We start from the raw sequence: 25,312 nt of genomic DNA, 5'->3' as shown, positions 1-25,312 counted from the left end.
AACGAAGACTTGATTGCCACACGTTCGCCTGCTGCTATCGCTTCAGTTCTTGATGAGTCTTTCAACCTTCACTGCGATGCCGCTCATGGCAGTGCATATGGCCGATCATCTCAGGCTTGCGGCAGCAGTAATTGGAACCGTCTTCACGATTCACCTTGCGCTCGGCCGCGCCTTGCCCATCATTACAGGCCCACTCGTCGACCGGTTTGGCTTCCGGAACCTCATGGTGCTCGGCCTCATCGCTCGCGCAGCAGGCTTCCTCCTGTTCAGCACGGCCGCTGGCGCATCAGGCGCTGTTTCTGCCACCTTTCTAACCGGCTTGGGGACAGCGGCGTACGAGTCATCGCTGTATGGTGTGTTCGGCCGCCAGCCCGATGAAACCGTCACCGTGTTTTTGTCTTGAACAATTTCGCGCTCAATCTCGGTGTCGTCGCCGGCCCAATGTTCGGTACTTTGTTCATCTTCTACGACACCCCTCCTGCCGTTCCGCGCGGCTGCGCTTTGCTTTTTCGTTCTCGGCATCTGGTCTGCGCGATTTGGGTATTCCAGCCCGATGGGACGGGCGAGCGAAATGCAGCATGTGGCCGGCACCGTGCAGGTTGGTCTTCGCAGCGTCGGAAGCGCGCGCCTTACTGAAATTGAAGCGGCCCAGCGCTATGGCAGCCGCTTCGTAACCGCACGCGAGGTCCACATCCATGGCATCGAGGGCGCTCTCCGACATGTTCCGGAGGGTGCGCGGGTTGTCGTCACCCTTGATTGCGATGGCCTCGATCTCGCCATTATGCCCGGCGTAGCGGCCCGTGCGCCGGGCGGCCTGACGTATATACAGGTCATCGACCTGATCGCGGGCCTCGGCAGACGGGCCAGGATCGTAGGGTTCGATCTGGTCGAACTCTATCCTCCTGCCGACCTTGACGGTGTGTCGGCACTGACCGCAGCGCGCATCCTCGTGAATGTGATCGGCACCATCGTGCGGCAGGTTGAGCGTCGGCTGGCTGGCCGGAGTGTTCAAAACGTGCCCTGACAGAAATCCCGGCTTCTGACGTTGCGAAGGATGGCACATCGAGCCTCCAGACATCGAAAAGCTCGCGCAGGGGGCTTCTGCCGTCAACTGCCTTCGTTCATCTGTTGTTTTACGATGGAACACTCATTGCCGGGGAAACCGAAGAATGATCCCGCTCTTTTCGGGATTTGGGCGAAACCCGTCAAAGCTAGATGTCGGAGCCCATGCCTATTCGAGGACGGATAGTCCCAAGCCATGCTTGACCGTTTTGAGTGCGATCAGGCTCTTGTATTTCCGCACGAGCGCCTGTTGCTCACTCATGAGCCGCTCGATGAAGGCATTGTATTCTTCAAGGTCGCGGACAGCGACAAGCAGGACATAGTCCATATCGCCGGTCACATACCAGCATGACTGAACTTCAGGCGCCCGGTCCAGCCATCGCTGGAATTGCTCCAGCGTATGGCGGTGTTCGTTCTGGATCTCAAGCTCGACCAGAACCGACAGAGTGCGCTCGACGGCCTTCGGGCTAACCACCGCCACGATTTTTTCGATGGTCCCGTCCTGCTTGAGTTTGCTGATCCGGCGCTCGACGGCCGATGTCGAAAGATTGACTGCGTCGGCAATGACTTTGCCGGGAATGTCGGCATTTTCCTGCAGCATCCAAAGAATGGTTCGATCGATATCGTCCACGGCGCATACCCAAGAGTGTACACGTAAAATCCAACAGAGATTCCGATTTAGTGCGGTTTATCCGCGTGAAAGACGCATAACATCCTCGCCATGACAAAGCAAACACCTCCTTCCGACGCTAACATCGACAATGCCCGCAAGAAGATCAATCCGGTCTTCCTGAACACCAATATCTTGCACTCCGGTAGGCTCGCGCTGTCGCTGTTTGCCAAGGACGAAACAGACAACCCCATACGCAGCTTCAAGGGGCGCGGGACGGGATATTTTCTCGCTGGTGCCGCTGACGACGGAAACGCTCTGGTCACGGCTTCGGCCGGCAACTTCGGTCAGGGACTTGCCTATAATGCCGCGCGGCATGGGCGGTCTCTGGTGGTGTTTGCCAGTCTGTACGCCAATCCGCTGAAGATCGAGGCCATGCGCAGGTTCGGGGCGGACGTCATTCTAGCCGGCGAAGATTTCGACGCAGCGAAGGAAGCGGCCAAAATTTACGCGGACGAACGGCAGTTGCAGTTCGTCGAGGACGGAGCGAACGCTGCCATCGCGGAAGGGGCGGGAACGATCGCGGCGGAACTAACCGAGGAGATCGGCGATATCGACGCTGTCTTCGTCCCGCTTGGCAACGGTGCCCTGGCAGCCGGAATAGGATGCTGGTTCAAATCGCGATCGCCACGAACAAAGGTCGTCGCAGTTGCGGCGAAAGGCGCGCCCTGCATGGCGCTTTCCTGGAACGCGAATGAAGTGATTACTACACCGGAGGCGCACACGATTGCCGATGGAATCGCCGTTCGAATTCCCGTGCCCTCGGCGGTCGGCTGGCTGAAGGACACGATCGATAACGTCGTTCTCGTCGATGACGATCAGCTTCTGGACGCAATGCGGTTCGCTCATGAAACGTGGAAGCGTCCCGTCGAGCCCGCCGGCGCAGCGGGGCTCGCAGCAATTCTTGCGCAGGCACCGGCCCTGAAAGGCGGCCGTGTAGCGACTATGTTGTGTGGTGCCAACCTCACGGATCAGCAGATCAAGAAATGGCTTCCATCTTCGCGATAGACGGCTTCAGTCCCGGTCAGAGCAACCCAGATCGAATTTCGGGATTCATGTCGGAGCGTACCTTGCCTAGCACAGGCGCATTTCGCTCTGCCGGTTTTCGTCTCTACTGGGTGGCTCGTTTTCTCGGCACCTTCTCTGCGCAGATCATGGGTGTCTCATTGGGCTGGCAGGTCTACGACATCACGCGCGCCCTCTTTGATCTCGGCAAGGTCGGTCGCCCACCGTTTCTATTTCATCCTGCCGGCAGCTCTGGTGATGACATGGAGTTCGGACTTGCCGGTGCTCACCTTACTAATTGAAGGGTTCTCGCCGCTCTACACATGATTATGGCTCACAGCGGCAGGATTAATGGTCGTGACCGCCTTCTTGCTGCTCGATGTAGCGGCTAAGCGTCCCTAAAAATCAGGATTAGGCGACATCGCGTTTTGTGGTCGCCGTTGACCAAGTGCTGCAACTTCTATATATGTGAAACAGGTCTGTATCATTTATATAGGGCTGCTTCATGGCACTACGCGCCGACGCTGCCGAAAAGCGCCAGCACATCATTGAAACCGCCTACCGCCTTTTCGAACGCGACGGCTTCCACGCCACCGGTATCGACAAGATCATTGCCGCGGCCGAAGTCGCCAAAATGACCATGTATCGGCACTTCCCCAGCAAGGATGGGCTGATTGTAGAGGTTCTGGACTGGCGGGCGAAACGCTTCAAACGACAGCTTGATCAGTTCGCCGGATCGGTAATGACGCCGGGCGAGAAAATCGCCGCGATTTTCGACTGGCATGAACGCTGGTTCCATAGCCCGGATTTTCACGGCTGCCTATTCCAGCACGCCCTTGCCGAGTTCGGGGAGCCGGGACACGCCGTGTTCGAGGCGGTTGCACGGCAAAAGCAAGAACTGCACCAGAGGCTCCAGGACATTTTGGCGGAATCCCTGCCGAGGGATCGGGCCACGCACATCGGAACGACCTTGTTCATGCTGATCGAAGGCGCAACGGTGCTTGCCCATATTGGGCAAGGCAAGACGGCGATCGCCAGCGCCCGAAGGACAGCGACCGATGTTCTGGCATCGGCGGGAGTGCTTCATTGAGCGCGGTCGTCATCGGTCTGGCCCTGTTCGCCGCGATCCTGCACGCCACATGGAACGCCTTCCTGCGCAACGGGGGCGATCGGCTCTGGACTGTGACCGTGATGAGCTTCGCCAGTACAGTCTTCGCGCTCCCGTTCCTGTTCATCTACCCTCTGCCGACGTCGGGAGCGTGGCTCTATATCGTTCTCTCGGCCGCCCTAACAGGTTGGATACAGCCTCTTCCCAGCCGCCGCTTATCGTTACGGCGAGTTAGGGCAGGTCTATCCGATCATGCGCGGAACCGTGCCGCTTCTGGTGACGCTCAGCGGTTTGTCATCACCGGCGAGAAGCTCAACTCCTACCAGATTGCCGGCGTCGTCCTTGTTGCCGCAGGCATAATGAGTCTGGCGCTCGGGAAAGAGCGAGCTTCTTTCTCGTCCATCCTGCTCGCACTGGCGACCGGCGCGATTATCGCCGCATATGCGACCGTCGATTCTATAGGAGTCCGTGAAACCGGGCAAAGCGGGACTTACACGGCCTGGGTGCTCGTGCTCTATGGGGCGTTTCTTCCGGCCGCGTTTCTTGCCCTGCGTCGGCGGCTCATAGTTGATTTTCGCGCGCCTGAAACATGGAAGGCACTCGCCGGTGGATTAGTCGCGATGATCGCCTATGGCGTCGTGGTCGCCGCCTTCGCCCTGGGGGCGGCCGGCCCGATCATGGCGCTACGGGAAACAAGCGTTGTCTTCGCGGTTCTGATCGGCTGGCTGTTTCTTGGCGAAACCCTCACCGTCCGGCGCATTCTCGCCTGCCTCATTGTTGCGTCCGGGGCGATTTTGCTCGGGCGTTGAATGCTGTCGGAAAGTCCCATAACTTGAGCGCTGCTTTTCGTGCCAAGGGGCAATTTCTGTCGTGTAAGCGGTGCTCAGTTGTTTTTGATCTGCTCGGCTGCAGCCAACAGCAGTTCATCCATGGTGCTGCGAATCTGACTATCTGATAGGGCTACGCCGGCCGCATCGAAATCGGTGCGCACCTTCCGGAACACATCATTGTCTCCCGCCTCTTCGAAGTCGGCCTGCACCACCTCCTTCGCATAGGCGTCCGCATCCGTCCCGGCTTTGCCGAGCTTTTCGGCGGCCCACAGGCCGAACAATTTATTGCGACGGGCCATGGCCTTGAATTTCGTTTCCTCGTCCATCGCAAACTTTTTTTCGAAGCCTTCTCGACGATCTCTTATGTTGTTCACGGCTTAGCTCCAGTTCCGGTGTGGATTTCCGACTATCCGATATCCGCCAGATGATCGGGTCGTCGGACCCGAGCATGGCGTGAATGGACGATGCTGGCAAGCCGGGATCGTGTACGTCGGTATCCGGCCCCGCGCCGCAGTTGAGCTTAAACGTGGATGGTGGTCTAGGCTGGCGAGCCAGTCATCTGAACATTGACGGGCTAACTCGCCAGGACTTTCGCGATGGCGCCCAAGCCGATAATCACGACATTGAGGCTACCGTCCTGACTGACGAGGACGTCCTGATTGAACGATGTTCTCGCCATGGGCTCCATAGACCGCTTTGCCCTCGAGATCACTGACACGCCAAGCGCCGAACCGCGGCACGGTAACAAGCGGGCCTTCGGCATCATGGCCGGAATCCGGGCTCTGATAAGCCTCTGTTTCGCGCGTCCGGGACGCGGCCGCATCAATTCTCGACCTCCGCCGCATTTGGGTTCGTCATTCAGCCGTCCCCAAGCTCTGATAAGTTGAGCGGCAGGAACTTGAACAACACACCGCAAAGGAGGGAACTTGTGAAACTCAAACGTATGAGCATCGGTACGTTCAATCTCTACAATCTCAACGAGCCGGGATCATCCATCTACACCGACAAAACCGGCTGGTCGCAGGAGGAGTATGAACGCAAAATCGACTGGACCAGCCGCACGATCCGCCTGCTGCATCCGGACATCTTCGGATTTCAGGAGTTGTGGCACTCGGCGTCTATCGAACGCGCGCTCACCGAGTCCGGGTTAGGTGGCGAGTACGATTTGATCGTCCCGGAGAGTGCCAACGGCAAACGGATCGTCTGCGCCGCCATTGTGCGCAAGGGGCTGGTGATCGGCGAGCCTGAATGGATCGAACGCTTTCCGGAAAAGTTCACTCTGAAGAGTTCCGGCGACGATCCTCAAACGCCGGCGATCAGCGTTTCCATTCCGAGCTTCTCGCGCCCGGTGCTGCATTTTTCGGTACGGCCGCGTGAGGATCACGAACCCATCCACGTCTATGTCTGCCATTTCAAATCGAAAGGACCAACCAAGGTCTTTCAGGAAGACTGGTTCGAGGCCGATGAAGCAATCTACAAAAAGCACGCGACCAGCATCGGTGCGGCGATCTCCACGATCCGCCGAACGGCCGAGGCCGCGGCGTTGCGTTTCATGCTGACCGAGCAGATGAAAGGGAACCGCACGCCGGTCATAGTACTCGGCGATATCAATGATGGCCAGCACAGCAACACCGCCAACATTCTGACCGAGCAGCCGCGCTATCTGGTCGGAGATTCCCTTGGCGGCGGCGATGTCAGCCTTTACACCGCTCAGACCCTGCAGGAATACCGCAGCACACGCGACGTCTACTACACCCATGTCCATCAGGACATCATGGAGTCGCTCGACCACATTCTGGTCAGCGAGGAATTCTACGACAACTCCCGGCGACGGGTGTGGATGTTCGATGGCATGACGGTCAACAACGACCACCTCAATTCCGACGACCACAAGGAAGCGGGCACCAACGACCACGGCGTGATCTGCGCCACGTTCAAATACAAGCCGATCAAAGCCGAAGCGCAGGAGATCGCCGACGGCACGGCGTGACGATGTCCAAGCTGCGAGTTGCGGTGTATGATCGACCGAGGCCGATCACTCCGAGGGCGGCGTAACGCGTTCAGGCATTTCGGCTGGCAATGGTAACTCGCAACGCCATTTTCTGACGCTTACTGCTGGATGCTGTTCCGACCAGTTGCTGACATATATGACGGAACGGAACATACATCGCCTCAACGAGTCCTGAATCTCTAGCTCCAAGCGCTCCTTTCAGCCAGTACAAGCGTTACCGGCCCCATGATAGTCTCCCATCCTACGTGAAGTGTAAGCGACAGCCGAGGACGTTCAGGCGGCGTAATTCGCTTGTGTAACGTGCGCGGGGCGGATCATGTGCCCACTTTCCACCTGCTCCATCGCATGAGCAAGCCACCCCGACCATGCGAGCTAGTGCAACTATGACCGGGGGAGCATCATTGGAGTGTACGTGGATCCTGTACCGCAACCGGCACGAAGGATGGAGTGGGGAAGTCTTGCGTACCCCGCACGTCAGCACAGAGTCTTTATGTCGATCGACGAAAATCCCCTTGCCTCAAGCAAACACCGCATTGTCGCTTTTCTTCGGCAAGTCTCCTCGGCCCGCTCGGGAATGCCATTGGCGAGCAGTTGTTCTGCGTCATAATGGCGCCAGTGCTGCGCCCTACTTTCTTTCGAAGACGTCGTTCAGGAATGCCTTAACGGCCGCCTGCGCTGCCATTGCCGCCGCATCGTTGTATTGTGAGCTAGGACCAAATTCGACACAGGCATCGGAATAACTGAAAGGAAGTCCGGTCGCGGCATTGAGAAGCCTTCCGTCCTCTTCCTTCCGCATGCAGCCTCGCGAGGTCTGGTTGTCGGAATCACTGAAACGCGCTGGGTTGCGTGGGCTGTCGAACGCATGCAGCGCGCCTTTGTACTCCGTCATCGTTGCGTCGTGGCCTGCGGCTGCTAAGCGTGCGATGTAGCCGCGACAAGTCGCAGCGAGGGTCCAGTCATCATCGGTGCCGTGAAATTCACGGATTGCCGCGTCGGCTACCTTCAGTTCACCGATAAGCTGGAAATTGCATGCCGGATAGAATGGCAAATGCGCCACGATGCGAGCCTTGGTCGGGCCGAACGATTTCTGGAACCGCGTCATAGCGGAGTACAGCGCCGCATTGCCGCCACGGGAAAAGCCCATCAGTGCAACCCGCGATGCGTCGACCCTGGGGTGATCCGCCAGCGTATCGGCCGCCCTGTAAGCATCATAGATTTGCGTGAACTGACCGAACAGGGATTGGTCAGTCGACGCTTGCGTGAGCCCCCGCGCCGTGTAGCTATCGAGGCTCAGCGTCGCGACACCGATGCCGTTCAGAAACCGCTCCCATGCCCAAACAGCACCGCTTCCCGGTCCATCGGTGCCGTGCAACAAGATGACGACCGGTCGCTGTTCCGTGCCTTCAGGGCCGCTCAGTCTGCCAGTTAACGCAACTGGTGCACCGGCTGTCACAATGCCCCGGAGGAAGTCCTCGTCAGTAAGTGTGTGGGAATCGACTGCAACCGTCTCGTCCATGGCGGACGCCGTGGAGGTGCAGAGTGGAGCGAGGCCTAGACTAAGACTAGCGACCAGTATGCTCGACCTGATCATGACATTGGTCTCCGGACAGACGCAGCACTTTACGCGATCCGCGCATCCAAGTCATCTGCCAGCGCATGCTCCGCTGGGGGTGTCCCTTCGGTCCACCAACTCACATCGCCGCATCGGCCGTATAACAGCCTGTACGTTATCAAGATCAGAGCGGCCGGACCCGTCGCGCTAGCGCATGTCGATAGGCCATGAGGTACAGCAAACAGCGCAACGTATTCTGCGATGCAAAAAACCCCGCACCTGTTCCAGGTTCGTAGCCGATTTGCGCAAACTTGTCCATTTCAAGCATCAGTTCATCCATCACGGTTACTCGCGCATAAATTGTTAACGCTTGCAGTTTCTAATTTAGAACAGGAGCTGACTTGTTGCAGGGCCAATGGCGCCAACAGTTAGCTCGTCGTCTCAGGCGGAATGACTCTCGCCAGATGATCGTCCCGATTTTCAAGATCCGAAGCCATGACGACTTCCTGTGAAAGTCCCTGCAGGAGAGCAACCGTGCAAAATTTATCGATATTCTCACGCATCAGCACCAAACTCGCGCTTATGTCCGGAGCGGGCATTGTGGTCATGATCATCATCACCGTCACCGGCTGGTTAATCGAAAAGGAGGTCAGCAACGCCATTACACGTGGTCGTATCCAATCTGATATTTCCCGCAGCCTAGCGGACGCCAAGGCCTCCGTAAGAGGCATGCAGATCGGTACGCGCGATCTCCGTCTTGCGGAGGCGGCAGCCGATGTTTCCAAAGCGACTGCTTATCTGAAGGAACGGCACGCCTCCGTAGAGAAGTACTTGAACGAGGCGACGGCGTTGATGGAGGTGCAGGCCAACAAGGATCGGGTGCAGACGATCAATGGGCACGTGGACGCCTATTTCAGCACAGCCGACGAACTGGCGAAAGTGATCGAAGCCAAATTGGCTGCCACCTCAGCCGATCCTGGTCTGGAGGCAAAAGCAAAGGAACTTCGCTCGTCGCTGGATGCATCGGCAGAAGCGATGACGACGACGCTGGACGAAGGGCTTGATGTCGCGAAGGACACCGCGGCCAGGGCGATCGAGGAGCGCCGCGAGATACAAGCGTTCTCCAGCAGTGTTACCAACGGTATGGGCTTGGTCATGGTGTTGCTTTTGATCGGGTCGGCGATCTTCGGCACCCAGGCGATCGCCCGTCCGATTAGCCGGCTGACGGACGGCATGAGCGTTCTTGCCGACGGCAATCTGGAGATGGATGTTCCCTTCACCGAACGTCCCGACGAGATCGGCGAGATGGCCCGCGCCGTCGAGGTGTTCAAGCAGAACGGCATCAAGGTGCGGGAAATGAATGCACAAGAAGCGGCGCTGCAGGCAAAGAGTGCCGATCTGCAGTCGAACATCGGTGAGGTGGTCGCGGCAGCCGTTGCCGGCGACTTCACCCGGCGCATTACCAAGGACTACGGCAACGCCGACCTCAACCGCTTCGCTGCCCAGGTAAATGAACTGGTGACGTCAGTCGATCGCGGCATCGCCGAGACCCGGCGCGTCGTATCGGCGCTGGCGGACGGCGATCTGACGGAGACGATGCGCGGCGAGTTCCAGGGTGCCTTCGGCGAGCTGCAGCAGAACGTCAACGGTACGATGGCGAACCTGCGCTCTGTCCTCGGTGAGGTGCGTGCGGCGATCGACACGATCAACGGCGGCGCAAGCGAGATGCGGATTGCCTCCGGTGACCTGTCGAGGCGGACGGAACAGCAGGCGGCCTCTCTTGAGGAAACCTCTTCGGCGCTGGAAGAGATCACCGTCGCCGTCAAGAATTCGACAGAGCGGGCGACCGAAGCCAGCCATATGGTGGATGAGGCGCGGCGCAGCACCGAACGGTCGAGCACTGTCGTCAAGGATGCGGTTTCGGCCATGGGACGGATCGAGCAGGCGTCCGGCGAGATAGGTCAGATCCTTAACGTCATTGATGAGATCGCTTTCCAGACCAACCTCCTGGCACTCAATGCCGGCGTGGAAGCGGCACGTGCTGGCGATGCCGGCAAAGGGTTTGCCGTTGTCGCGCAAGAGGTCCGCGAACTGGCTCAGCGTTCGGCGGGCGCGGCCAAGGATATCAAGTCGCTGATCTCCCGCTCGGGCGAGGAGGTCACCTCTGGTGTTAAGCTGGTGACCGCGACCGGTGAAGCCCTTGGTCTGATCGAGAGCCACGTAGTCAAGATAAACGAGCATGTACATTCGATTGCGACGGCCGCCAAGGAGCAGTCTACCGGTCTCTCGGAGGTCAGCACGGCGGTCAACCATATGGACCAAGTGACGCAGCAGAATGCGGCAATGGTGGAAGAATCCACCGCGGCGACCAACCGATTGGCTGAAGAGGCTTCGAATCTCGCCCGGCTGATTGCCCGTTTCAAGCTCGCTGGTGAAGCTACAGCGCCGATCCGTGCGGCGGGAGAGGCCACAAAACCGGTTGCTTCCCCGGCTCGCGCCCTCGGTCAAAAGCTGGCCGGCGCTTTCGGCAGTCGGGCGGCCACGGCAGCTGCGGCTGAATGGGAGGAATTCTGATACACAGCCTGAGGCGGGAGGCGTTTTATTCGGGAAACATCATTCGAATTTATCGCCTTCCATCTCGGCGACGATCAGGTACCGGACATTCTGTAGATCCATGCCGGTTAGATTCAGCCTTGCCGAATCTCCGAGCTTCCGACGATGCCAGCTCCTGCCATGGCATCGAACCGCTCGAACGCTGCGTCGTCTGCATCCTCAGAGTCGAGCACAAGACTTGAAGCGCTTGAAGACAGCGAAAAGCCCTCTTAGCGGGATTCTCGCTGTCTCCGGCCTAGGCCCAACCCCAAAGTTCGAGATTGCGACAAAGGATAAGCATTGATGACCACACTCCTCCCGTTCCAAGCACTTTCATTGATCGACAGGGGCACAAAACTGACACCCTCTATTGACGAGCAGACGAAAGTGGCGCTGGAAAATCAGCGAGACCAGATTTTGATGCTAACCAATTATATTGAAGCGCTTTATGCTCAGTTGCTGGCGGCGGAACACGGGCACACTGCGGTTTCAGCAGTCGGCAGCGGCACGTGACCGAACCTCTCTTGCAGGCTCGCTGTGTTCGCGCATGAGACGGGTAAGCGGGGAAAATACTCCGAGACCGCAGGTTTTGAAAATGGCGGCGTCGTAACAGCTTGTCCGTATTTGAACATTGCTTGGGTATCCGGCCAGCCGGTGTTACCAGTAAGCTATTCCAAACTTGATTCCATCTGGAACAATGCTCGCCAGTATGCCGCAGAACATCTTCTCCGAGTCGGTTCCTCGCCTTCACGGCTCTAATTTCGACGAGATGATCGCGATCTTTGCCAGCCACTTCGGCCCATTTGACGCATCGCCGGTCGGTTCGGCTCGGGGATTTCGGTGGAAATCCGACTTCTGGAGCGATGGCACAATGACGCTCATCAGTGGCCAATATCATCAGGGTTGGACTGTCAAGGCTGTGCCCGAAACACCGGAATGGCTTTCGATCCTCGTTCCGCTACACGGCGCCCTCGATGTATCGCTTCGTCACCGCACAGTCGAAGGCCCACCCGGTCAATTGTTGCTGGTGAACAATCACGAGTCGGAGGGCTTTTCCGTTAGAGGCGAACCCCACCTGTCCCATGTCCTGCGTCTCGACTGGGCAGTTTTAGCGCGGACCGCAACCGCTATCCTAGAAGTACCACTAAACAACGGGCTGGAATTGTCGCCCGTCGTCGATCTGGAGCGCCCTGCAGGCAGGGTTATCGGCGGGCTGGTCCAAACAATCACAACTGGTCTAAAACACAACGGCCCACTGCTTCGTTCACCTATCGCCATGTCGCATCTGACCCAGGCCCTTGCCGATCTTTTCGTGCGAACGGTCCCGCACCGGTTCTCACATCTTCTCGAAAGGCCGACCCGCTTGATTGCACCACGACATGTCCGTAGGGCTGTCGAGTTTATGCAAGCTAACATCGGCGGGCCGATCACGATAACTGAGGTCGCTGCATCCGCTCGCGTTTCAGTTCGGGCCCTCGAAAAAGGCTTTCGCGCGTTTCTGGAAACCACGCCGGCGGCTTATCTGCGAAAACAGCGCATGCGTGCCGCCCGGATGGATCTCCTGGATCCGTTGAACAGACAATCCGTGAAAGAGATATGCCTCAAGTGGGGCTTCTTTCATTTCGGCCGGTTTTCCGCAGTGTACAAGGCGACTTACGGCGAGTGCCCCTCGGAGACAAAAAGGCGCTCGGTACACACTTGATCTCCGGAACGAGCGGCAATGCGACCCGTTCGCGCCTTGTCGGGCTGCGGCCCCCTCCCGTGCAGGTCTTCGACTGTGCCGACTCGGTCGGCGGACAAAAGCACGTTCTCGGCGCCACACATGCTCCGTCCGACTGAGAGTCTTTATTGGAGCGTTCTCAGTGTTCGCTCACGGCTTCATTTAACGTGGGCAATCGTATCTCGGCCCGACCGTCAGGGGCCGCATCCGATAGACGGGTTTATGGCTACTCTGCACGACGGTCACGTTCAACGGCCAATCGAAAGCGTCCGGCGACAGGAACATGTTGTCCAACCAGGCCGCCCGCTCTGCCGAACGTCGCGGTTGGGCGGCAGCACCCGTCGCTGATCACCAGCACGTCATCTCGCCGATTCGCGCCATAGCGCACGGGACCAGTTTATCGCCGGCCGTCGTGTCACTCAAGGCGCTTGCACCTGCCGGGACAGCCGTCACCGTTCAAGTCGCCATCAACACAGTCCGAGGAATTGTCGGAGCTCTGGCGTCCGCGGACCGGTAAAAACTTCTTCCGGCCTGCCTATCTCGTGGACGCGGCCCTGGTGCATGAAGACGACCCGCGAACAGACATCGCGAGCGAACTTCATCTCGTGCGTCACCATCAGGAGCGTCATCCCCTCGGTGGCAAGCTCGCGCACCACTTCCAGCACCTCCGCCACCAGTTCTGGGTCGAGCGCCGAGGTGATCTCGTCGCAGAGGAGCGCGATCGGCTGCATCGCCAAGGCGCGAGCGATGGCCACGCGCTGCTGCTGCCCGCCGGAGAGCTCGTCCGGGTAGGCGTCGAACTTCTCGACAAGGCCGACGCGCTGCAACATCTTGCGGGCCACGACTTCTGCCTCGGCCCTCGGCGTCTTCCTGACGACCGTCTGTGACAGCATGACGTTGCCGCCGACCGTCAGGTGCGGAAACAGATTGAACTGCTGAAAAATCATACCGACCTTCAGCCTGAGCGCCTTCAGATGCGCCTCGTCCTCCATCAACTGCGCTCCGGCAACCGCGATCGATCCCTCGCTGATCGTTTCCAGGCCGTTGATGCAGCGCAGGAGTGTCGACTTGCCCGAGCCGCTCTTGCCGATGATGGCGATCACCTCGCCAGGCTCGACGTCGAGATTGATACCCTTCAGGACCTCGTTGCTACCGTAGCTCTTTCTGACGTTAGTGATCTCGATGAGCGACATGGAGCTTCCTTTCGAGGATTTGGCTGCTCTTCGAAAGAGGCCAGCACAGCGCGAAATAAATGAGGGCGACGAGGCCGTAGACGGTGAAGGGTTGGAAAGTGGCGTTGGTGACGACGGTGCCGGCCTTAGACAGTTCGACGAAGCCGATAATCGAGGTCAGCGCCGTACCCTTGATCACCTGTACCGAAAAACCGACGGTCGGCGGTACGGCGATCCGTAAGGCCTGCGGCAGGATGACGTGACGCATCTGCTGCAGCCATCCCATGCCGAGGCTTGCGGAGGCCTCCCACTGTCCCTTGGGGATTGCCTCGACGCAGCCGCGCCAAATCTCGCCGAGAAAAGCGGCGCTCCAGAGGATCAGCGCCAGTCCCGCCGCAAGCCAAGCCGGCACGTCGACACCGAAGAGACCAAGGCCGAAGAAGGCGATGAAGAGCTGCATCAGGAGCGGTGTACCCTGGAAGAGCTCAATGTAGTATTTCGAGAGCGCCCGCAGCAACTTGTGCCGACCAATACGCAAGAACAGTAGAACCAACCCGACAATGCTACCGCCGAAGAAGGACGCAAGCGAAAGCACGATCGTCCAGCGGGTGGCGAGCAGCAGGTTGCGCAGAATATCCCAGAGGGTGAACTCGATCATCGCACCGCGCTCCTTGGAAAAAGGTAGCCACCGACCATCGTCAACACCTGGCGAAGCAGGATCGCGAGCATGAGATAGACGACGGTCGAGACCATGTAGGCCTCGAAGGCCCGGAAGGTTCGCGATTGGATGAAGTTCGCTGCAAAGGTCAGGTCTTCCGCCGCGATCTGGGAAACCACAGCAGATCCGAGCATAACGATCACGACCTGCGAAGATAGCGCCGGCCAGATGCGCTGAAGCGAAGGTACCAGCACCACGTGGCGAAAAGTCTCGAACGGGGTCATCGCAAGGCTCGCACCCGCCTCGAATTGACCCTTTGGCGTCGCCTGGATACCTGCGCGAATGATTTCGCAGCTGTACGCGCCGAGATTGACGACCATGGCGAGATTGGCCGCTTCCAGCTCGCTAAGCTGGAAGCCCAGCGACGGCAGGCCGAAAAAGATGAAGAAGAGCTGGATCAGGAACGGGGTGTTCCGGATTAGCTCGACATAGGCGGCGACAAACGGCTTCGCCCAGGTCGGCCCGAGCGCCCTGGCCCAGGCGCAGACGATGCCGAGCAGGATTCCCGCCACGCCGCCGACCGCGATCAATTGAAGAGTGATCGCGATCCCCTTGAGGATCTGCGGGTAGTATTCGAACAGCCAGCCGAACTCGAAGTGGTAATTCAAGGCGCACTCCTGTCATGAGAGGCTGACGCCACCACTCTCGCGTAGTGGCGTCCAGGGCGATCGATCAGAGATCCTTGGGTAGATCCGCGCCGAGCCATTTCTGGGCAATGGCATTCAGGCTGCCGTCGGTCTTGGCAGCGGCGATGATGCCGTTGACCCTTTCGAGCAGCGCCGGCTGTTCCTTGCTCAAGCCGATATAGCAGGGCGAGTTCTTGATAAGGAACTTGAGTTCCGGCCGCTTCGGCGGGTTCCTTGCGAGGATCGCGGCGGCAACCACGTTTCCCGTAGCAACCGCCTCGACTTGACCGGAGAGGAAGGCGGAGATGGTGCCATTGTTATCTTCGTAGCGCTTGATAACGGTGTCGCCTGGCGCAACCTCAGTCAGTTCCAGGTCTTCGACGGCGCCGCGGGTGACGCCGATGGTCTTTTCGGCCAGCTCTTCCGGCTTCGTGGCAGCGAATTCGGCTGGCGCGAAGACGCCATTATAAAAAGGCGCATAGGCAATTGAGAAATCGATCACCTTTTCACGGTCGGGATTTTTGCCGAGGCTCGAAATCACCAGATCGACCTTATTCGTCTGCAGGTAGGGAATGCGGTTGGCACTGGTAACCGGCACAAGCTCCACCTTCACGCCGAGTTTCTCAGCGATCAGACTTGCCATGTCGATGTCGTAGCCGACCGGCGCCATGTCGGTACCGACGCTGCCAAAGGGCGGGAAATCCTGAGGCACGGCGACGCGCAATGTGCCACGTGTGGTGATGTCGCTGAGCGCATCGGCATGGGCGATGCTACCAAAACCGATCGCGGTGGCTATTACCGTCATAGCGACGAAAAGTCTTCTGGAAATCATTGGTTCATTCTCCTCTGTTGGTCTGCTGTTTTGCTTTTCGGGGTGTATTCGCGGCCTCGCTCTGCGGTGGAAGCGAAAGCGAGTACCTGAGGTCGGCCAACGGATCGGGGCGTCGCGTGAGGTCAAGCCCTGTCTCCACCTCGTCGAGATGCTCGACTGAAAGTGCTGCCGCTTTTACGAAATCCCTCTCCTCCATCGCCGCCACAATTCGGCAATGGCCGAGATGCGATTGCACCGCATGAAACTCGGACTGGTAGAGCAAGGAGATCAGGATCGTGCGTGCGGTCAGGTCGCGCAGAATCTCGACTAGAATAGCGTTGCCGGAGAGTTCGGCTATGCAGATGTGGAAGTCGCCCATCAGGCAGGTGAGGCGCTGGCGGTCGCCGGCCGCGATCGCCTCTTTCTCCTCCACGAGATGCGCGAGAAGCTTTTCGCGGCCGCTGTCGGTAAGCGCGTCCATGCCGCGCAGTAGCCCCGCCTCGATGACCCGACGTGCCGCGTAAACCCCGATCGCCTCTTCGGCCGAGGGCTCTACAACGAACCAACCTCGCCGCGCGCTGACCTTGACGATACCGCGCTGCTCGAGCCGCATCATCGCCTCGCGAACCCGCGTACGTGAGACATTGAAGAGGCTGGCGACCTCGTTCTCGCTCAGGCGCGTACCCGGACGTATGCGCGCGGACAGGATGCCGGAGACGACGGCCTCGTCAATGCTGGTCTGAGCGTTCTTTGATGGAGACAAATCTTGCATACAAGACGGGTAAGCAAGGCTTGTGCCAACATGAACTCCACTCGTCTTTCACCCCATTTGCGTCGATCCTGCCGTTTCAAATGGCGTTCGGCCGTCGCGCCAATCAGCATCTGCTTACAATTTGATCAGCAACAGGAACCGGTTTCACCCGACTACGAAGGGACAAAGCTGTCCCAGTGGGGATAAGCGCTTCCAGAGGATCTCCGCTGAATGTGGAGTCACCAGGTACTGGGAGATTGGCTGCGCCCGAGGTGCTGATGTCATCCTGTGATTACAGCCAGCAGACGCAATCCGTAATGATGTACTTGGCGAAAGGGTAAGCAGGTCTGCGCGCAGCGCTTGAACAGAAAGTTCCGGACCGCTCCCGTCTCTACCGCCTGCAACATTTCTGCAGAATCAGACTGCCGGAAAACAATCGCAATTGGGCGCTTTCCTGCCGGACCTTCGTATCCTTCTGGCCCTTGAGACAAGCCAGCTTCCAGCCTAGATTGGGAGGCTGTCAGGCCAACTCAAGCTGAGAGTCCTTAGCCCCTTGCGCGATCAACCGCGCGGGAGACTCCTTTGCAGGTGGGAAGCATCAACTCGGCGCGCCACGATATCGTGGTTGAGCCACTGAATGGGGCCGGAGGGATCTGAGGACGCGCCAAAATAGGCTGCCCGGTCGCCTCCACCAGGACGAGCCGATTTCAAGCCAGTTGTGTTGGCTTGAACGGGACTCCTGGAGCCGCAGCAACCAGCAGGCGGGCTGCACCACCCGCTCGCTCTGCGGGTCCAGTCCCCTCATGTCTAGCTCCCGGGAAAGCGGAGTGCATGCAATGTCTAACCGGATTGTCATGGCCATAGTCGCTTTCGCCTGCATACTGGTGGGAATTGTCGTTTCGCCACTCGTGGCCAACTTGCCCGTATTCGCGCTATCCCACATCCCTGCCGATGCAAGCATCGACCCTTCAGGCGGGACGAACGACGACGCGGGCAAGGCGGCCAGCGGCTCCCCTGGGGCCACAACGGCCGTCGAGATTGCCGAGGCCACGACGGAAACCTTTCCGATCGTCATCAGCACTTTCGCCAATGTACAGGCGCCCGAAACCGTTGCAATCAGTGCACGTGTATCAAGCCAGATCACGGCCATTCATGTGAAGGACGGGCAGTCGGTGAAAGCCGGCGATCTCCTGTTCTCACTCGATGACCGAGCCCTGCGGGCCGAGCTCAGCCGTGACGAAGCGATTCTTGCAAGAGATTCAGCTTTGCTTTCGGATGCCGACGTCGAGCTAGAGCGTGCGAAAACGCTGCGCGACGACAAGACTGGTACCGAGCAAGCCTATGATACTGCTCTTTCGACGCAGCGGTCCGCGAATGCGACAGTGAAGGCCGACCAGGCGACGGTTGACGCCGACAAGGTCGCACTCAGCCTGACCAGCATCCTCGCCCCTATAGGCGGTCGCCTCGGTGCCGTACAGGTGGCGGTCGGAGATCTCGTAGGCACGTCGACCAGCGGCTCGCCGGCTAGCCTCGTCACGATTACGGCCGTCGATCCGATCGAGGTCGCGTTCAATCTGCCGGAGGAACACCTGCAAGCGTTCAAGGCCCGGCTCGATGCCGGGACGCCGTCTCACGTCACTGCGCGGGTCAGCGGCACGGACGAGGTGATCGGCCAGGGTGTACTCGATTTCATCGATTCGGCGGTCGATACGGCCTCGGGCACGGTCATGATGCGGGCCAGGTTCGACAATGGGAAGCAGAAGCTCTGGCCAGGTCAATATCTCGACATCGACATCGCTGAGAGCACTCTCCCACATGCGGCCGTGATTCCAGCCGTCGCTGTCCAGCCGGGCCAGAATGGCTCCTTCGTTTATCGGGTCAAAGCAGACGACACGGTGGAGGTATGTCCCGTCGTCGTGGCGGCCGAGAATGGAGAAAGCGCGGCAATCACCTCCGGCCTTTCCGCCGGCGACAGGGTCGTGACGGAAGGTCAGCTGAAGCTCAATGCGGGTGACAAGGTCTCCATCACCAACGAAAACGCCGAGCCTGCAGCGAAGCTGACTAGTGATGCGGCTGCATCCGCGAAGCCCGCCGCTTCCTGACCTGGAAGACGATTATGCCGATCTCCGAATTTTGCATCCGCCGCCCGGTTGCTACGCTATTGATGTCGTTAGCACTCGTGGCGGCAGGCCTCTTTGCCTATACAGCGCTCCCGGTCGCGGCGCTGCCGCGCACCGATTTTCCGGTGATCAACGTCTCGGCAACCCTGCCCGGCGCATCCCCCGAGACGATGGCGACATCCGTTGCAACTCCGCTCATCAAACAGTTCAACACGATCTCCGGGATCGACAGCATATCGACGACGAACGCGCTGGGTTCGACGTCAATATCCATTCAGTTCGCACTCGATCGGGACATCGATGCCGCCGCCGCCGACGTGCAGGCGGCCATTACTCGAACGCTGCGTGTACTGCCGCAGGACATGCCCTCGCCGCCGAGCTTTCGCAAAGTCAATCCAGCGGATGCGCCGGTGCTGCTCTTGGCGTTGAAGAGCGAGACGGTGCCGCTCACAAAACTCGATGCCTTGGCGGAGCAGGTGATCTCGCCGGCGCTTTCGACCCTCGATGGCGTTGCGGAGGTCTCGATTTTTGGCAGCCAGCAATTTGCCGTCCGTATCGAGATCGATCCCAATGCACTCGCCGCCCGCGGCATCTCGCTTCCCGAACTCAAGGCTGCCATTGCGGCGGCAAACGACGATTCGCCGCTTGGCACGGTGCAGTCGACCGGGCGGCAGATGACGATCGTCGCCGACACGCAACTGGAGAATGCGGCCGCCTTCTCCAAGCTGATCGTCAAGAGTGCGGACGGCAAGGCCGTTCGGCTTCGCGAGAGATCGGCTTCACCATCATCGCGATTTCGCTGTCGCTGGTGGCGGTGTTCATTCCGATTCTCCTGATGGGCGGCGTTATCGGCCGGATCTTCAACGAGTTCGCTGTGGTCGTCACCATAGCCATCCTCGCTTCCGCATTTGTCTCCCTGACGCTGACGCCGATGCTCGCGGCGCGCCTGCCCGAGGCGGCTGCGTATGACGACGAAAGACGGGGTCTGGATGCTCTGCTCGAGGGCGGTTTCGAGGCGCTCCTCGGCGGATACGACCGTTTGCTGAAGCTCTGCATTAGCCATCGCTTCCGTCCTGGTTTTCTTCTTCGCGACGATCGGCCTGACCATCTATCAGGTGCGAACGACGCCGAGGGGCTTTTTCCCGCAGGAGGATATCGGCCAGCTTCAGGTGACGACGCAGGCGCGGCCGGATATTTCCTTTGCCGCCATGTCGGCATTGCAGGCCAAGGTCGAGGACGTATTCGCCCGCTCCCCTTATGTCGCGCATGTGGCAAGCTCGACCGGCGTCGGCGGCTCGTCGGCCCTGAATTCCGGGAGGCTTTTCGTTGAATTGAAGCCGAAGAGCGAACGCCCGGCTTTGCCCAAGATCATTTCCGAACTGCGTTCAGAGCTCGGAGATATTGCCGGCAAGGAGCTACATCACGCCAGTCCAGAACCTTTCCGTCGGGGCGCGCATCTCCGCTAGCCAATATCAGCTCGTCATCCAAAGCCTGGATCAGACAGCGATGGAAGAATGGGCGGACAAGCTGACCGAAGCAATGCACGAGGACCGTGCCTTCTTCACCGACGTCAATACTGACCTCGCAGACAACGCGCCGCAGGCGCGGCTCGCCATCGATCGCGACAAGGCCGCGGTACTCGGGATCACGGCGGACGTGCTGCGCTCGACCCTTTACGGTGGTTTCGGCTCGGAACAGATTTCGACAATCTACACCTCCGGCGACAGCTACGAGGTGATCATGGAGCTTGATCCGGCGAAGAGCTGGTCTCCGGCCGCACTTACCGAGTTGCAGGTGCCAACCGAGGGCAACAAGCTGGTTCCGCTCGGCGCATTTGCACGGGTCGATACGACACCCGGGCCGCTCACCGTAAACCAGCTCGGGCAGCTGCCGGCAGTCACCATCTCCTACAATCTCCCCGCCGGCGTAGCCCTCGGCAACAGCGTCGAGGAGATCAGCCGCCTGAAGACCGCAATCGGCATGCCGTCGGAGGTGACGACGCGCTACTACGGCACGGCACAGCTCTTCCAGGATGCGATGTCCAATCAGGCGGGGCTCATCCTCGGAGCGATCCTCACCATCTACATCGTTCTCGGCATTCTCTACGAGAGCTTCATCCATCCGCTGACAATCCTCTCAGGCCTGCCCGCGGCGGCCTCGGGGGCTCTTGTGGCGATCCACTTTGCCGGCTTCGACCTTTCGATCATTGCGGTCATCGGGCTTCTGATGCTCATCGGCATCGTGAAGAAGAATGCTATCATGATGATCGACGTGGCGCTCTCGTTGCAGCGCACCGGTATGCCTGCCGGTGAGGCGATCCACCACGCATGCCGGATGCGGTTCCGGCCAATTCTGATGACCTCGCTGGCCGCCCTGATGGGGACGCTCCCCATCGCGCTCGGCAGCGGCGCGAGCGCGGAATTGCGCCAGCCCCTCGGCGTGGCCGTGGTCGGCGGCCTGCTCGTCTCCCAGCCGCTTACACTCTTCGTGACACCGGTGATCTATCTCTACTTGGAGGAGCTCGCCCGAGGCGTCAAACGGCTGTTCAACGGCCGGGACGCCGCCGTCCCCACGAAGCGGTAAGTCGCAGCGAGCGAGGAGGGCTGTTCATGCGAACTTTCTCTGGCGGGTGCCGAAGCAGATCAAGTGCGTTGGCTGGATTGTGGCTCTTTCTGAAGCGCAACCAGCGTTACCTCTCCACACTGGGCACACAGCTCCTGATCGCGCTCTACGCTACGGCGAGGTAACGTACTAGTTTTCAGGCGGCCATCGACAGCCCTTAGCCCATTCGAGACTGCGCGGTCGGGCACCGATGGCGGCATCAGGACTTCAGCGCCAACTTTGCACGCAAGCAAGGAACGACCGTGTCAGCAAGGATCATCGCAACAATAATATCTCGCTAGAAGGCATCTGGTGGCGACGGGTTGCAGTGTACGATCGACCGATGCTGATCAGCGCCGAGGATGGAACGCATTCAGGCATCTCGGCTGGCAACGGGTTCGCCTGTGTCCCCAATCATGGTGAGATCGGCGGAACTGTCAGCCCACATCGAATCGTTGCCTGCCGTTCCCGCTGGCGGAACGGGGGTCCAACATCAACTATCTGTAAAGCAGATGTTTGATGGTTGTGTTGACTCTGTGGTGCACTCAGCAGAAAACAAAATGATGACTAAGGAGGATATTGCTGATGGCTGACGAGAGTAACACCGGGTCAATTGCTGGGGCTGTAGCGGCAAACGCCGACGTTGAAGCACCAGCGGCTAAGAAGAAGAGGTCGCCACGGCGCCAGAAGGCGGTTGCCGAACCAAGGCGAGCTGTATTAGAGACGCCGGCCGCTAAACCGAGGCGGTATAGCGAACAAGAGAGAAAAGAGAAGCTCAAGCTGATAGAGACGCAAGTCACCGAAGGCAAAGTTACACTTAAGGACGCTATTAAGCGCGCCGGCATTTCGGAGCAAACCTACTATCAGTGGAAGCGGACCGTAAAGCCGATTGAGCAAAAGGCGGAGAAGCCTCTGCTCGCCGGCGAAGAGCTGGCGGATCTGGTTCGGCTCGAAGAAGAAAACCAGAGGCTCCGCAAGCTTCTGGCGGAAAAGTTGCGAGCGGAAAATGCGGAACTGCGCAAGAGGCTTGGGCTGGATTAATCACGACCGGAATGCGCGGGCTCGACGGTTGCTTCGGCATCCTACTGCGTGACGCCAAAAGCTCGAATTTGCTTCCCGATTTCTAATTGGGCCGGCAAAACGATGCGCTGCTGATTCCCACCGTCACCTCGCGAAAGGCACGCGAGGTGCGAGTGGGCACGTAAAGCACAGAGCCGCCTCGCGCGTGGGTGCGACGTCGACATCCACGAGCAGTGATGCCGTCCCACCGGCGGAGCAGAGCTTGACGCGGCGAGGCAGCAGGAGCGTCCGCCAGGATGGCAGACTCGAACAGATTTAGGGGCACTCCTCGAAGCGCACTAAGCGTGCTCCCAAGCCGGATAATCGTGCGGAGCTCGAAGGGCGAGCACGAAGATCCAAAGGCGCAAACGAGGGCGGTCACGGATCCGATCTCCTTGATGAGCTCGAGTAGAAGGTATGCCGCCTGTTTTGATCATTTCCGACAACGTCGGCGTACTCCGAATATTGCCCGATGCATGCTACCGCTCGGGCCTGGGCGAGCGTATTATCGCAGTTTCGGATTTCACGAGGACGGATGATTTGGATTTGCAGGTCTTCAGAAAATCGCTCGCCAAGCCACAGCCGCCCGTTGGTTTGAACCCTGCACTGCAGGCGCTGTGGTGGGATGGAAAGGGCGATTGGAACAAGGCGCACGAACGCGCGCAGGAGCACGAGAATAGGGCGGGCATGCATGTGCATGCCTATCTCCATCGCAAGGAAGGTGATCAATCGAACGCGGAATATTGGTATCGCCAATGCGGTATCGCACCATCGACCTTGACGGTCGATGAAGAATGGGAAGAGCTCGCACGGGCACTTTTGGAGCAAGGCTGAGCTCCGCTCTGGCGAAGTGGTTCTGCATGTTTTGAGGTTAGAGCCCATCAATGCGCGAACCGCCGAATGGACGGGAAAAGGACGGCAGTATTTTTGATCTGCGGGCACTGGGAAGGCGCCATTGCGTATGGCCAAGGAATTCATCAGACGCCGGCTTGCAGCCATTCTGGCCGCTGACGCGGTCGGTTACAGCCGACTCATGGAGCGGGACGAAAAGAGCACCCACACCTTGCTTATGGCTCGGTGGAAAGAGGTGCTGGAGCCGCTCGTGGGTATTCATCAGGGCCGTGTCTTCAAGAGAACTGGAGACGGCGTGCTCGTCGAGTTCGGCAGCGCGGTTAACGCCGTCGAATGCGCTGCAGCACTTCAGCAGGCCATGGCGGCCGCAAACAGAGACCTCCCGGAAGACCGTGCCATTGTACTCCGCGTCGGTGTCAATCTCGGCGACATCATGGTTGAGGACAGCGATCTTTTCGGCGATGGGGTCAATGTAGCTGCCCGTATCGAGGCGCTTGCCGACCCCGGCGGCGTGGCGATTTCGGATGGAATTCATGAATATGTGCATGGTCGCACCGACATCGACTTCGTCGACAGCGGTTACCATGAAGTCAAGAACATCGAGCGGCCGGTGCACATTTGGACCTGGTCGCCTCAGGACCGCATGAGGGAGCCCCCTATGATTGCTGCCGAACCGCCCCCGCAGCTTCCGGCGAAGCCATCCATAGCCGTCCTTCCATTTGACAACATGTCCGGCGACCCGGAGCAAGGTTATTTCGCCGATGGCATCACCGAGGACATCATTACGGATCTCTCGAAGGTTTCCGGCCTTTTCGTAATCGCCCGAAATTCCTCTTTCGCCTATAAAGGCAAGACGCCGGACATCCGCAAAGTGAGCCGGGAACTCGGTGTACGCTATGTCCTGGAAGGCAGCGTACGCAGGGCGGCCAACCGCATCCGCATCAACGCCCAGATGATCGACGGCACCACCGGCGGCCATTTGTGGGCCGAGCGATACGATCGCGGGCTTGAAGATGTCTTCGCCGTACAGGACGAGGTGACGCGCACCATCGTCAATGCGCTGCGCGTCAAGCTGACGGCTGGCGAGGAGGAGCGGCGCGAGAGCCGCGGCAAGGTCGATCCAGAGGCCTATGACCTGCTCGTCCGCTCCCGTCAGGCGATCCTGCAGTTCAGCGCAGTGTCGTCCATGGAGGCCTGCCGCATGCTGCACCGCGTCCTCGAGATCGATCCAGGAATGGCGGCTGCCCATGCTTCGCTTTCGATCATCGCCTTGACCGACTTCATCAATCAGTGGAACGGCGCGACGCCTGACAATCTCACACAGGCACTAGAACTGGCTCAAAAGGCAATCGATACCGACGGTACCGAGCCGCAAGGTCATTACACACTCGCGCTTGCCCTTTCCTGGATGCGGCGTCTGGACGAGGCGGAACACGCTGCAGAGCGGGCGATCGAACTCGATCCCAATTCCGCCAACGCCTATACGGCACTCGGCACCATACGGGACTTCCAGGGGCGGCACGAAGAGGCCTTGACTCTGTACACACGAGCCCACCGGCTGGACCCGCAATTCGATCTGTCGCTGCACTTCCAGGGGAGAGCTTTGTTGAATCTCGGGCGTTTTGACGAGGCCGAGGTCGCCTTCAAACGTCGGCTAATGCTTGCGCCGCGGTCGGACATGACTCGCTTTTATCTCGCCTGCCTCTATGGTCGTACCGGGCGCCACGAAGAAGCCCGAGGCTGCTGGCGGGAAGTATTGGAGGTCAACCCGAGCTTTTCCGTCGATCACCTGAGGCGATCTTTACCCTACCAAGATCCCCATCTGATGGACCGGCTGGTGGAGGGACTCCGCGAGGCGGGAGTCTCCATCTAGAGCACCTCCAGGAAAAGTGGGTAACGGTTTTCCGTGCGGAAGTGCGTACTTTTAAAGTGTGAGCGGGACGACACACAGTCAACCCGACCTAAGATCATCGTGATCTAGGGCGCCGCGCGTCTTATCAGGCGCGCCAAGATCGCTGTAGCACTTTGATCTGCTGCATGTTTTTGTCCCTT

The 25,312-nt window shown here is 59.2% G+C and carries 22 protein-coding genes and 6 pseudogenes; 17 read left to right on the top strand and 11 right to left on the bottom strand.

The window, feature by feature from the left end:
- Positions 1-13 precede the first annotated feature (13 nt).
- Complete coding sequence (locus tag AC6CIG_RS28695; RefSeq protein WP_498324269.1) at positions 14-403, top strand: MFS transporter; 390 nt, start codon at positions 14-16, stop codon at positions 401-403.
- 129 nt (positions 404-532) lie between these two features.
- Positions 533-1,024, top strand: a pseudogene (locus tag AC6CIG_RS28690) (arginase family protein); the annotation flags it as partial.
- A gap of 207 nt (positions 1,025-1,231) precedes the next feature.
- On the opposite strand, the gene AC6CIG_RS28685 reads toward AC6CIG_RS28690, so the two are convergent.
- Positions 1,232-1,693, bottom strand: coding sequence for an Lrp/AsnC family transcriptional regulator (locus AC6CIG_RS28685; RefSeq protein WP_498324268.1), 462 nt, complete (start codon positions 1,691-1,693; stop codon positions 1,232-1,234).
- A 90-nt stretch (positions 1,694-1,783) separates the two neighbouring features.
- On the opposite strand from AC6CIG_RS28685, the gene AC6CIG_RS28680 reads away from it, so the two are divergent.
- The 4 genes and pseudogenes from AC6CIG_RS28680 to AC6CIG_RS28665 all read left to right on the top strand — a co-directional run bounded on the left by AC6CIG_RS28680 (position 1,784) and on the right by AC6CIG_RS28665 (position 4,654).
- On the top strand, positions 1,784-2,740 hold the full coding sequence (locus AC6CIG_RS28680; protein ID WP_498324267.1) for a threonine ammonia-lyase: 957 nt from the start codon (positions 1,784-1,786) through the stop codon (positions 2,738-2,740).
- Positions 2,719-3,039, top strand: coding sequence for a hypothetical protein (locus AC6CIG_RS28675; RefSeq protein ID WP_498324266.1), 321 nt, complete (start codon positions 2,719-2,721; stop codon positions 3,037-3,039). Before AC6CIG_RS28680 ends, AC6CIG_RS28675 begins: the two co-directional genes overlap by 22 nt.
- A 203-nt stretch (positions 3,040-3,242) precedes the next feature.
- The gene (locus AC6CIG_RS28670) at positions 3,243-3,827 is read left to right on the top strand and encodes a TetR/AcrR family transcriptional regulator (protein WP_498324265.1); all 585 of its coding nucleotides are present in this window, start codon (positions 3,243-3,245) and stop codon (positions 3,825-3,827) included.
- Positions 3,824-4,654 (top strand): annotated as a pseudogene (locus AC6CIG_RS28665) (EamA family transporter). The gene AC6CIG_RS28670 and the pseudogene AC6CIG_RS28665 overlap by 4 nt, the downstream one beginning before the upstream one ends.
- Positions 4,655-4,728: 74 nt before the next feature.
- Here AC6CIG_RS28665 and AC6CIG_RS28660 read toward each other — a convergent pair.
- Positions 4,729-5,049: a DUF1476 domain-containing protein gene (locus AC6CIG_RS28660; protein WP_498324264.1), complete on the bottom strand. Its 321-nt coding sequence runs from the start codon at positions 5,047-5,049 to the stop codon at positions 4,729-4,731.
- Positions 5,050-5,603: 554 nt separating this feature from the next.
- On the opposite strand from AC6CIG_RS28660, the gene AC6CIG_RS28655 reads away from it, so the two are divergent.
- Positions 5,604-6,665 (top strand): endonuclease/exonuclease/phosphatase family protein, encoded by a 1,062-nt coding sequence (locus tag AC6CIG_RS28655; protein WP_498324263.1) that lies wholly within the window; start codon positions 5,604-5,606, stop codon positions 6,663-6,665.
- A 294-nt stretch (positions 6,666-6,959) separates the two neighbouring features.
- On the opposite strand, the pseudogene AC6CIG_RS28650 reads toward AC6CIG_RS28655, so the two are convergent.
- The 3 genes and pseudogenes from AC6CIG_RS28650 to AC6CIG_RS28640 form a co-directional block, all read right to left on the bottom strand.
- Positions 6,960-7,086 (bottom strand): annotated as a pseudogene (locus AC6CIG_RS28650) (citrate/2-methylcitrate synthase); the annotation flags it as partial.
- A 225-nt stretch (positions 7,087-7,311) separates the two neighbouring features.
- Entirely contained in the window at positions 7,312-8,202 is an 891-nt protein-coding gene (locus AC6CIG_RS28645) for a dienelactone hydrolase family protein (protein WP_498324262.1), read from the bottom strand.
- Positions 8,203-8,666: 464 nt separating this feature from the next.
- Positions 8,667-8,855 carry a hypothetical protein gene (locus AC6CIG_RS28640; protein ID WP_498324272.1) on the bottom strand — a complete coding sequence of 63 codons (189 nt, stop codon included), beginning with the start codon at positions 8,853-8,855 and terminating at the stop codon, positions 8,667-8,669.
- On the opposite strand from AC6CIG_RS28640, the gene AC6CIG_RS28635 reads away from it, so the two are divergent.
- The 3 genes from AC6CIG_RS28635 (at position 8,821) to AC6CIG_RS28625 (ending at position 12,532) form a co-directional block, all read left to right on the top strand.
- Positions 8,821-10,812 carry a methyl-accepting chemotaxis protein gene (locus AC6CIG_RS28635; RefSeq protein ID WP_498324261.1) on the top strand — a complete coding sequence of 664 codons (1,992 nt, stop codon included), beginning with the start codon at positions 8,821-8,823 and terminating at the stop codon, positions 10,810-10,812. The two genes, AC6CIG_RS28640 and AC6CIG_RS28635, sit on opposite strands and share 35 nt — an antisense overlap.
- A gap of 321 nt (positions 10,813-11,133) precedes the next feature.
- A complete protein-coding gene (locus AC6CIG_RS28630) occupies positions 11,134-11,343 on the top strand; it encodes a hypothetical protein (protein ID WP_498324260.1) in 210 nt (69 codons plus the stop codon).
- 196 nt (positions 11,344-11,539) lie between these two features.
- Positions 11,540-12,532 (top strand): helix-turn-helix transcriptional regulator, encoded by a 993-nt coding sequence (locus tag AC6CIG_RS28625; RefSeq protein ID WP_498324259.1) that lies wholly within the window; start codon positions 11,540-11,542, stop codon positions 12,530-12,532.
- Between the two features lie 485 nt (positions 12,533-13,017).
- On the opposite strand, the gene AC6CIG_RS28620 is transcribed toward AC6CIG_RS28625, so the two are convergent.
- The 6 genes and pseudogenes from AC6CIG_RS28620 to AC6CIG_RS28595 form a co-directional block, all read right to left on the bottom strand.
- Positions 13,018-13,743, bottom strand: coding sequence for an amino acid ABC transporter ATP-binding protein (locus tag AC6CIG_RS28620; RefSeq protein ID WP_498324258.1), 726 nt, complete (start codon positions 13,741-13,743; stop codon positions 13,018-13,020).
- Entirely contained in the window at positions 13,721-14,380 is a 660-nt protein-coding gene (locus AC6CIG_RS28615) for an amino acid ABC transporter permease (protein WP_498324257.1), read from the bottom strand. The genes AC6CIG_RS28620 and AC6CIG_RS28615 overlap by 23 nt, the downstream gene beginning before the upstream one ends.
- A complete protein-coding gene (locus tag AC6CIG_RS28610) occupies positions 14,377-15,048 on the bottom strand; it encodes an amino acid ABC transporter permease (protein WP_498324256.1) in 672 nt (223 codons plus the stop codon). The genes AC6CIG_RS28615 and AC6CIG_RS28610 overlap by 4 nt, the downstream gene beginning before the upstream one ends.
- A 64-nt stretch (positions 15,049-15,112) precedes the next feature.
- Entirely contained in the window at positions 15,113-15,898 is a 786-nt protein-coding gene (locus AC6CIG_RS28605; protein ID WP_498324271.1) for a transporter substrate-binding domain-containing protein, read from the bottom strand.
- Between the two features lie 4 nt (positions 15,899-15,902).
- Entirely contained in the window at positions 15,903-16,649 is a 747-nt protein-coding gene (locus AC6CIG_RS28600; RefSeq protein ID WP_498324255.1) for a GntR family transcriptional regulator, read from the bottom strand.
- Positions 16,650-17,148: 499 nt separating this feature from the next.
- Positions 17,149-17,326 (bottom strand): annotated as a pseudogene (locus AC6CIG_RS28595) (enoyl ACP reductase FabMG family protein); the annotation flags it as partial.
- A 138-nt stretch (positions 17,327-17,464) separates the two neighbouring features.
- On the opposite strand from AC6CIG_RS28595, the gene AC6CIG_RS28590 reads away from it, so the two are divergent.
- The 7 genes and pseudogenes from AC6CIG_RS28590 (at position 17,465) to AC6CIG_RS28560 (ending at position 25,133) form a co-directional block, all read left to right on the top strand.
- Positions 17,465-18,730, top strand: a complete 1,266-nt coding sequence (locus AC6CIG_RS28590; RefSeq protein ID WP_498324254.1) for an efflux RND transporter periplasmic adaptor subunit — start codon at positions 17,465-17,467, stop codon at positions 18,728-18,730.
- 62 nt (positions 18,731-18,792) lie between these two features.
- A complete protein-coding gene (locus AC6CIG_RS28585; protein WP_498324253.1) occupies positions 18,793-19,584 on the top strand; it encodes an efflux RND transporter permease subunit in 792 nt (263 codons plus the stop codon).
- A pseudogene (locus AC6CIG_RS28580) lies at positions 19,557-19,754 on the top strand (efflux RND transporter permease subunit); the annotation flags it as partial. The gene AC6CIG_RS28585 and the pseudogene AC6CIG_RS28580, both read left to right, overlap by 28 nt.
- A gap of 109 nt (positions 19,755-19,863) precedes the next feature.
- Positions 19,864-21,331: pseudogene (locus AC6CIG_RS28575) on the top strand (efflux RND transporter permease subunit).
- A gap of 603 nt (positions 21,332-21,934) precedes the next feature.
- The gene (locus AC6CIG_RS28570; RefSeq protein WP_498324252.1) at positions 21,935-22,390 is read left to right on the top strand and encodes a transposase; all 456 of its coding nucleotides are present in this window, start codon (positions 21,935-21,937) and stop codon (positions 22,388-22,390) included.
- Positions 22,391-22,948: 558 nt separating this feature from the next.
- Positions 22,949-23,242, top strand: coding sequence for a hypothetical protein (locus AC6CIG_RS28565; RefSeq protein WP_498324270.1), 294 nt, complete (start codon positions 22,949-22,951; stop codon positions 23,240-23,242).
- Between the two features lie 127 nt (positions 23,243-23,369).
- Positions 23,370-25,133, top strand: a complete 1,764-nt coding sequence (locus AC6CIG_RS28560; RefSeq protein ID WP_498324251.1) for a tetratricopeptide repeat protein — start codon at positions 23,370-23,372, stop codon at positions 25,131-25,133.
- The last annotated feature ends 179 nt before the right edge of the window (positions 25,134-25,312 follow it).

This window comes from Sinorhizobium sp. GQ132 (genome assembly GCF_059758575.1).
The sequence above is the reverse complement of the archived record's forward strand: the minus strand, read 5'-3'. Positions and strand labels throughout refer to the sequence as shown.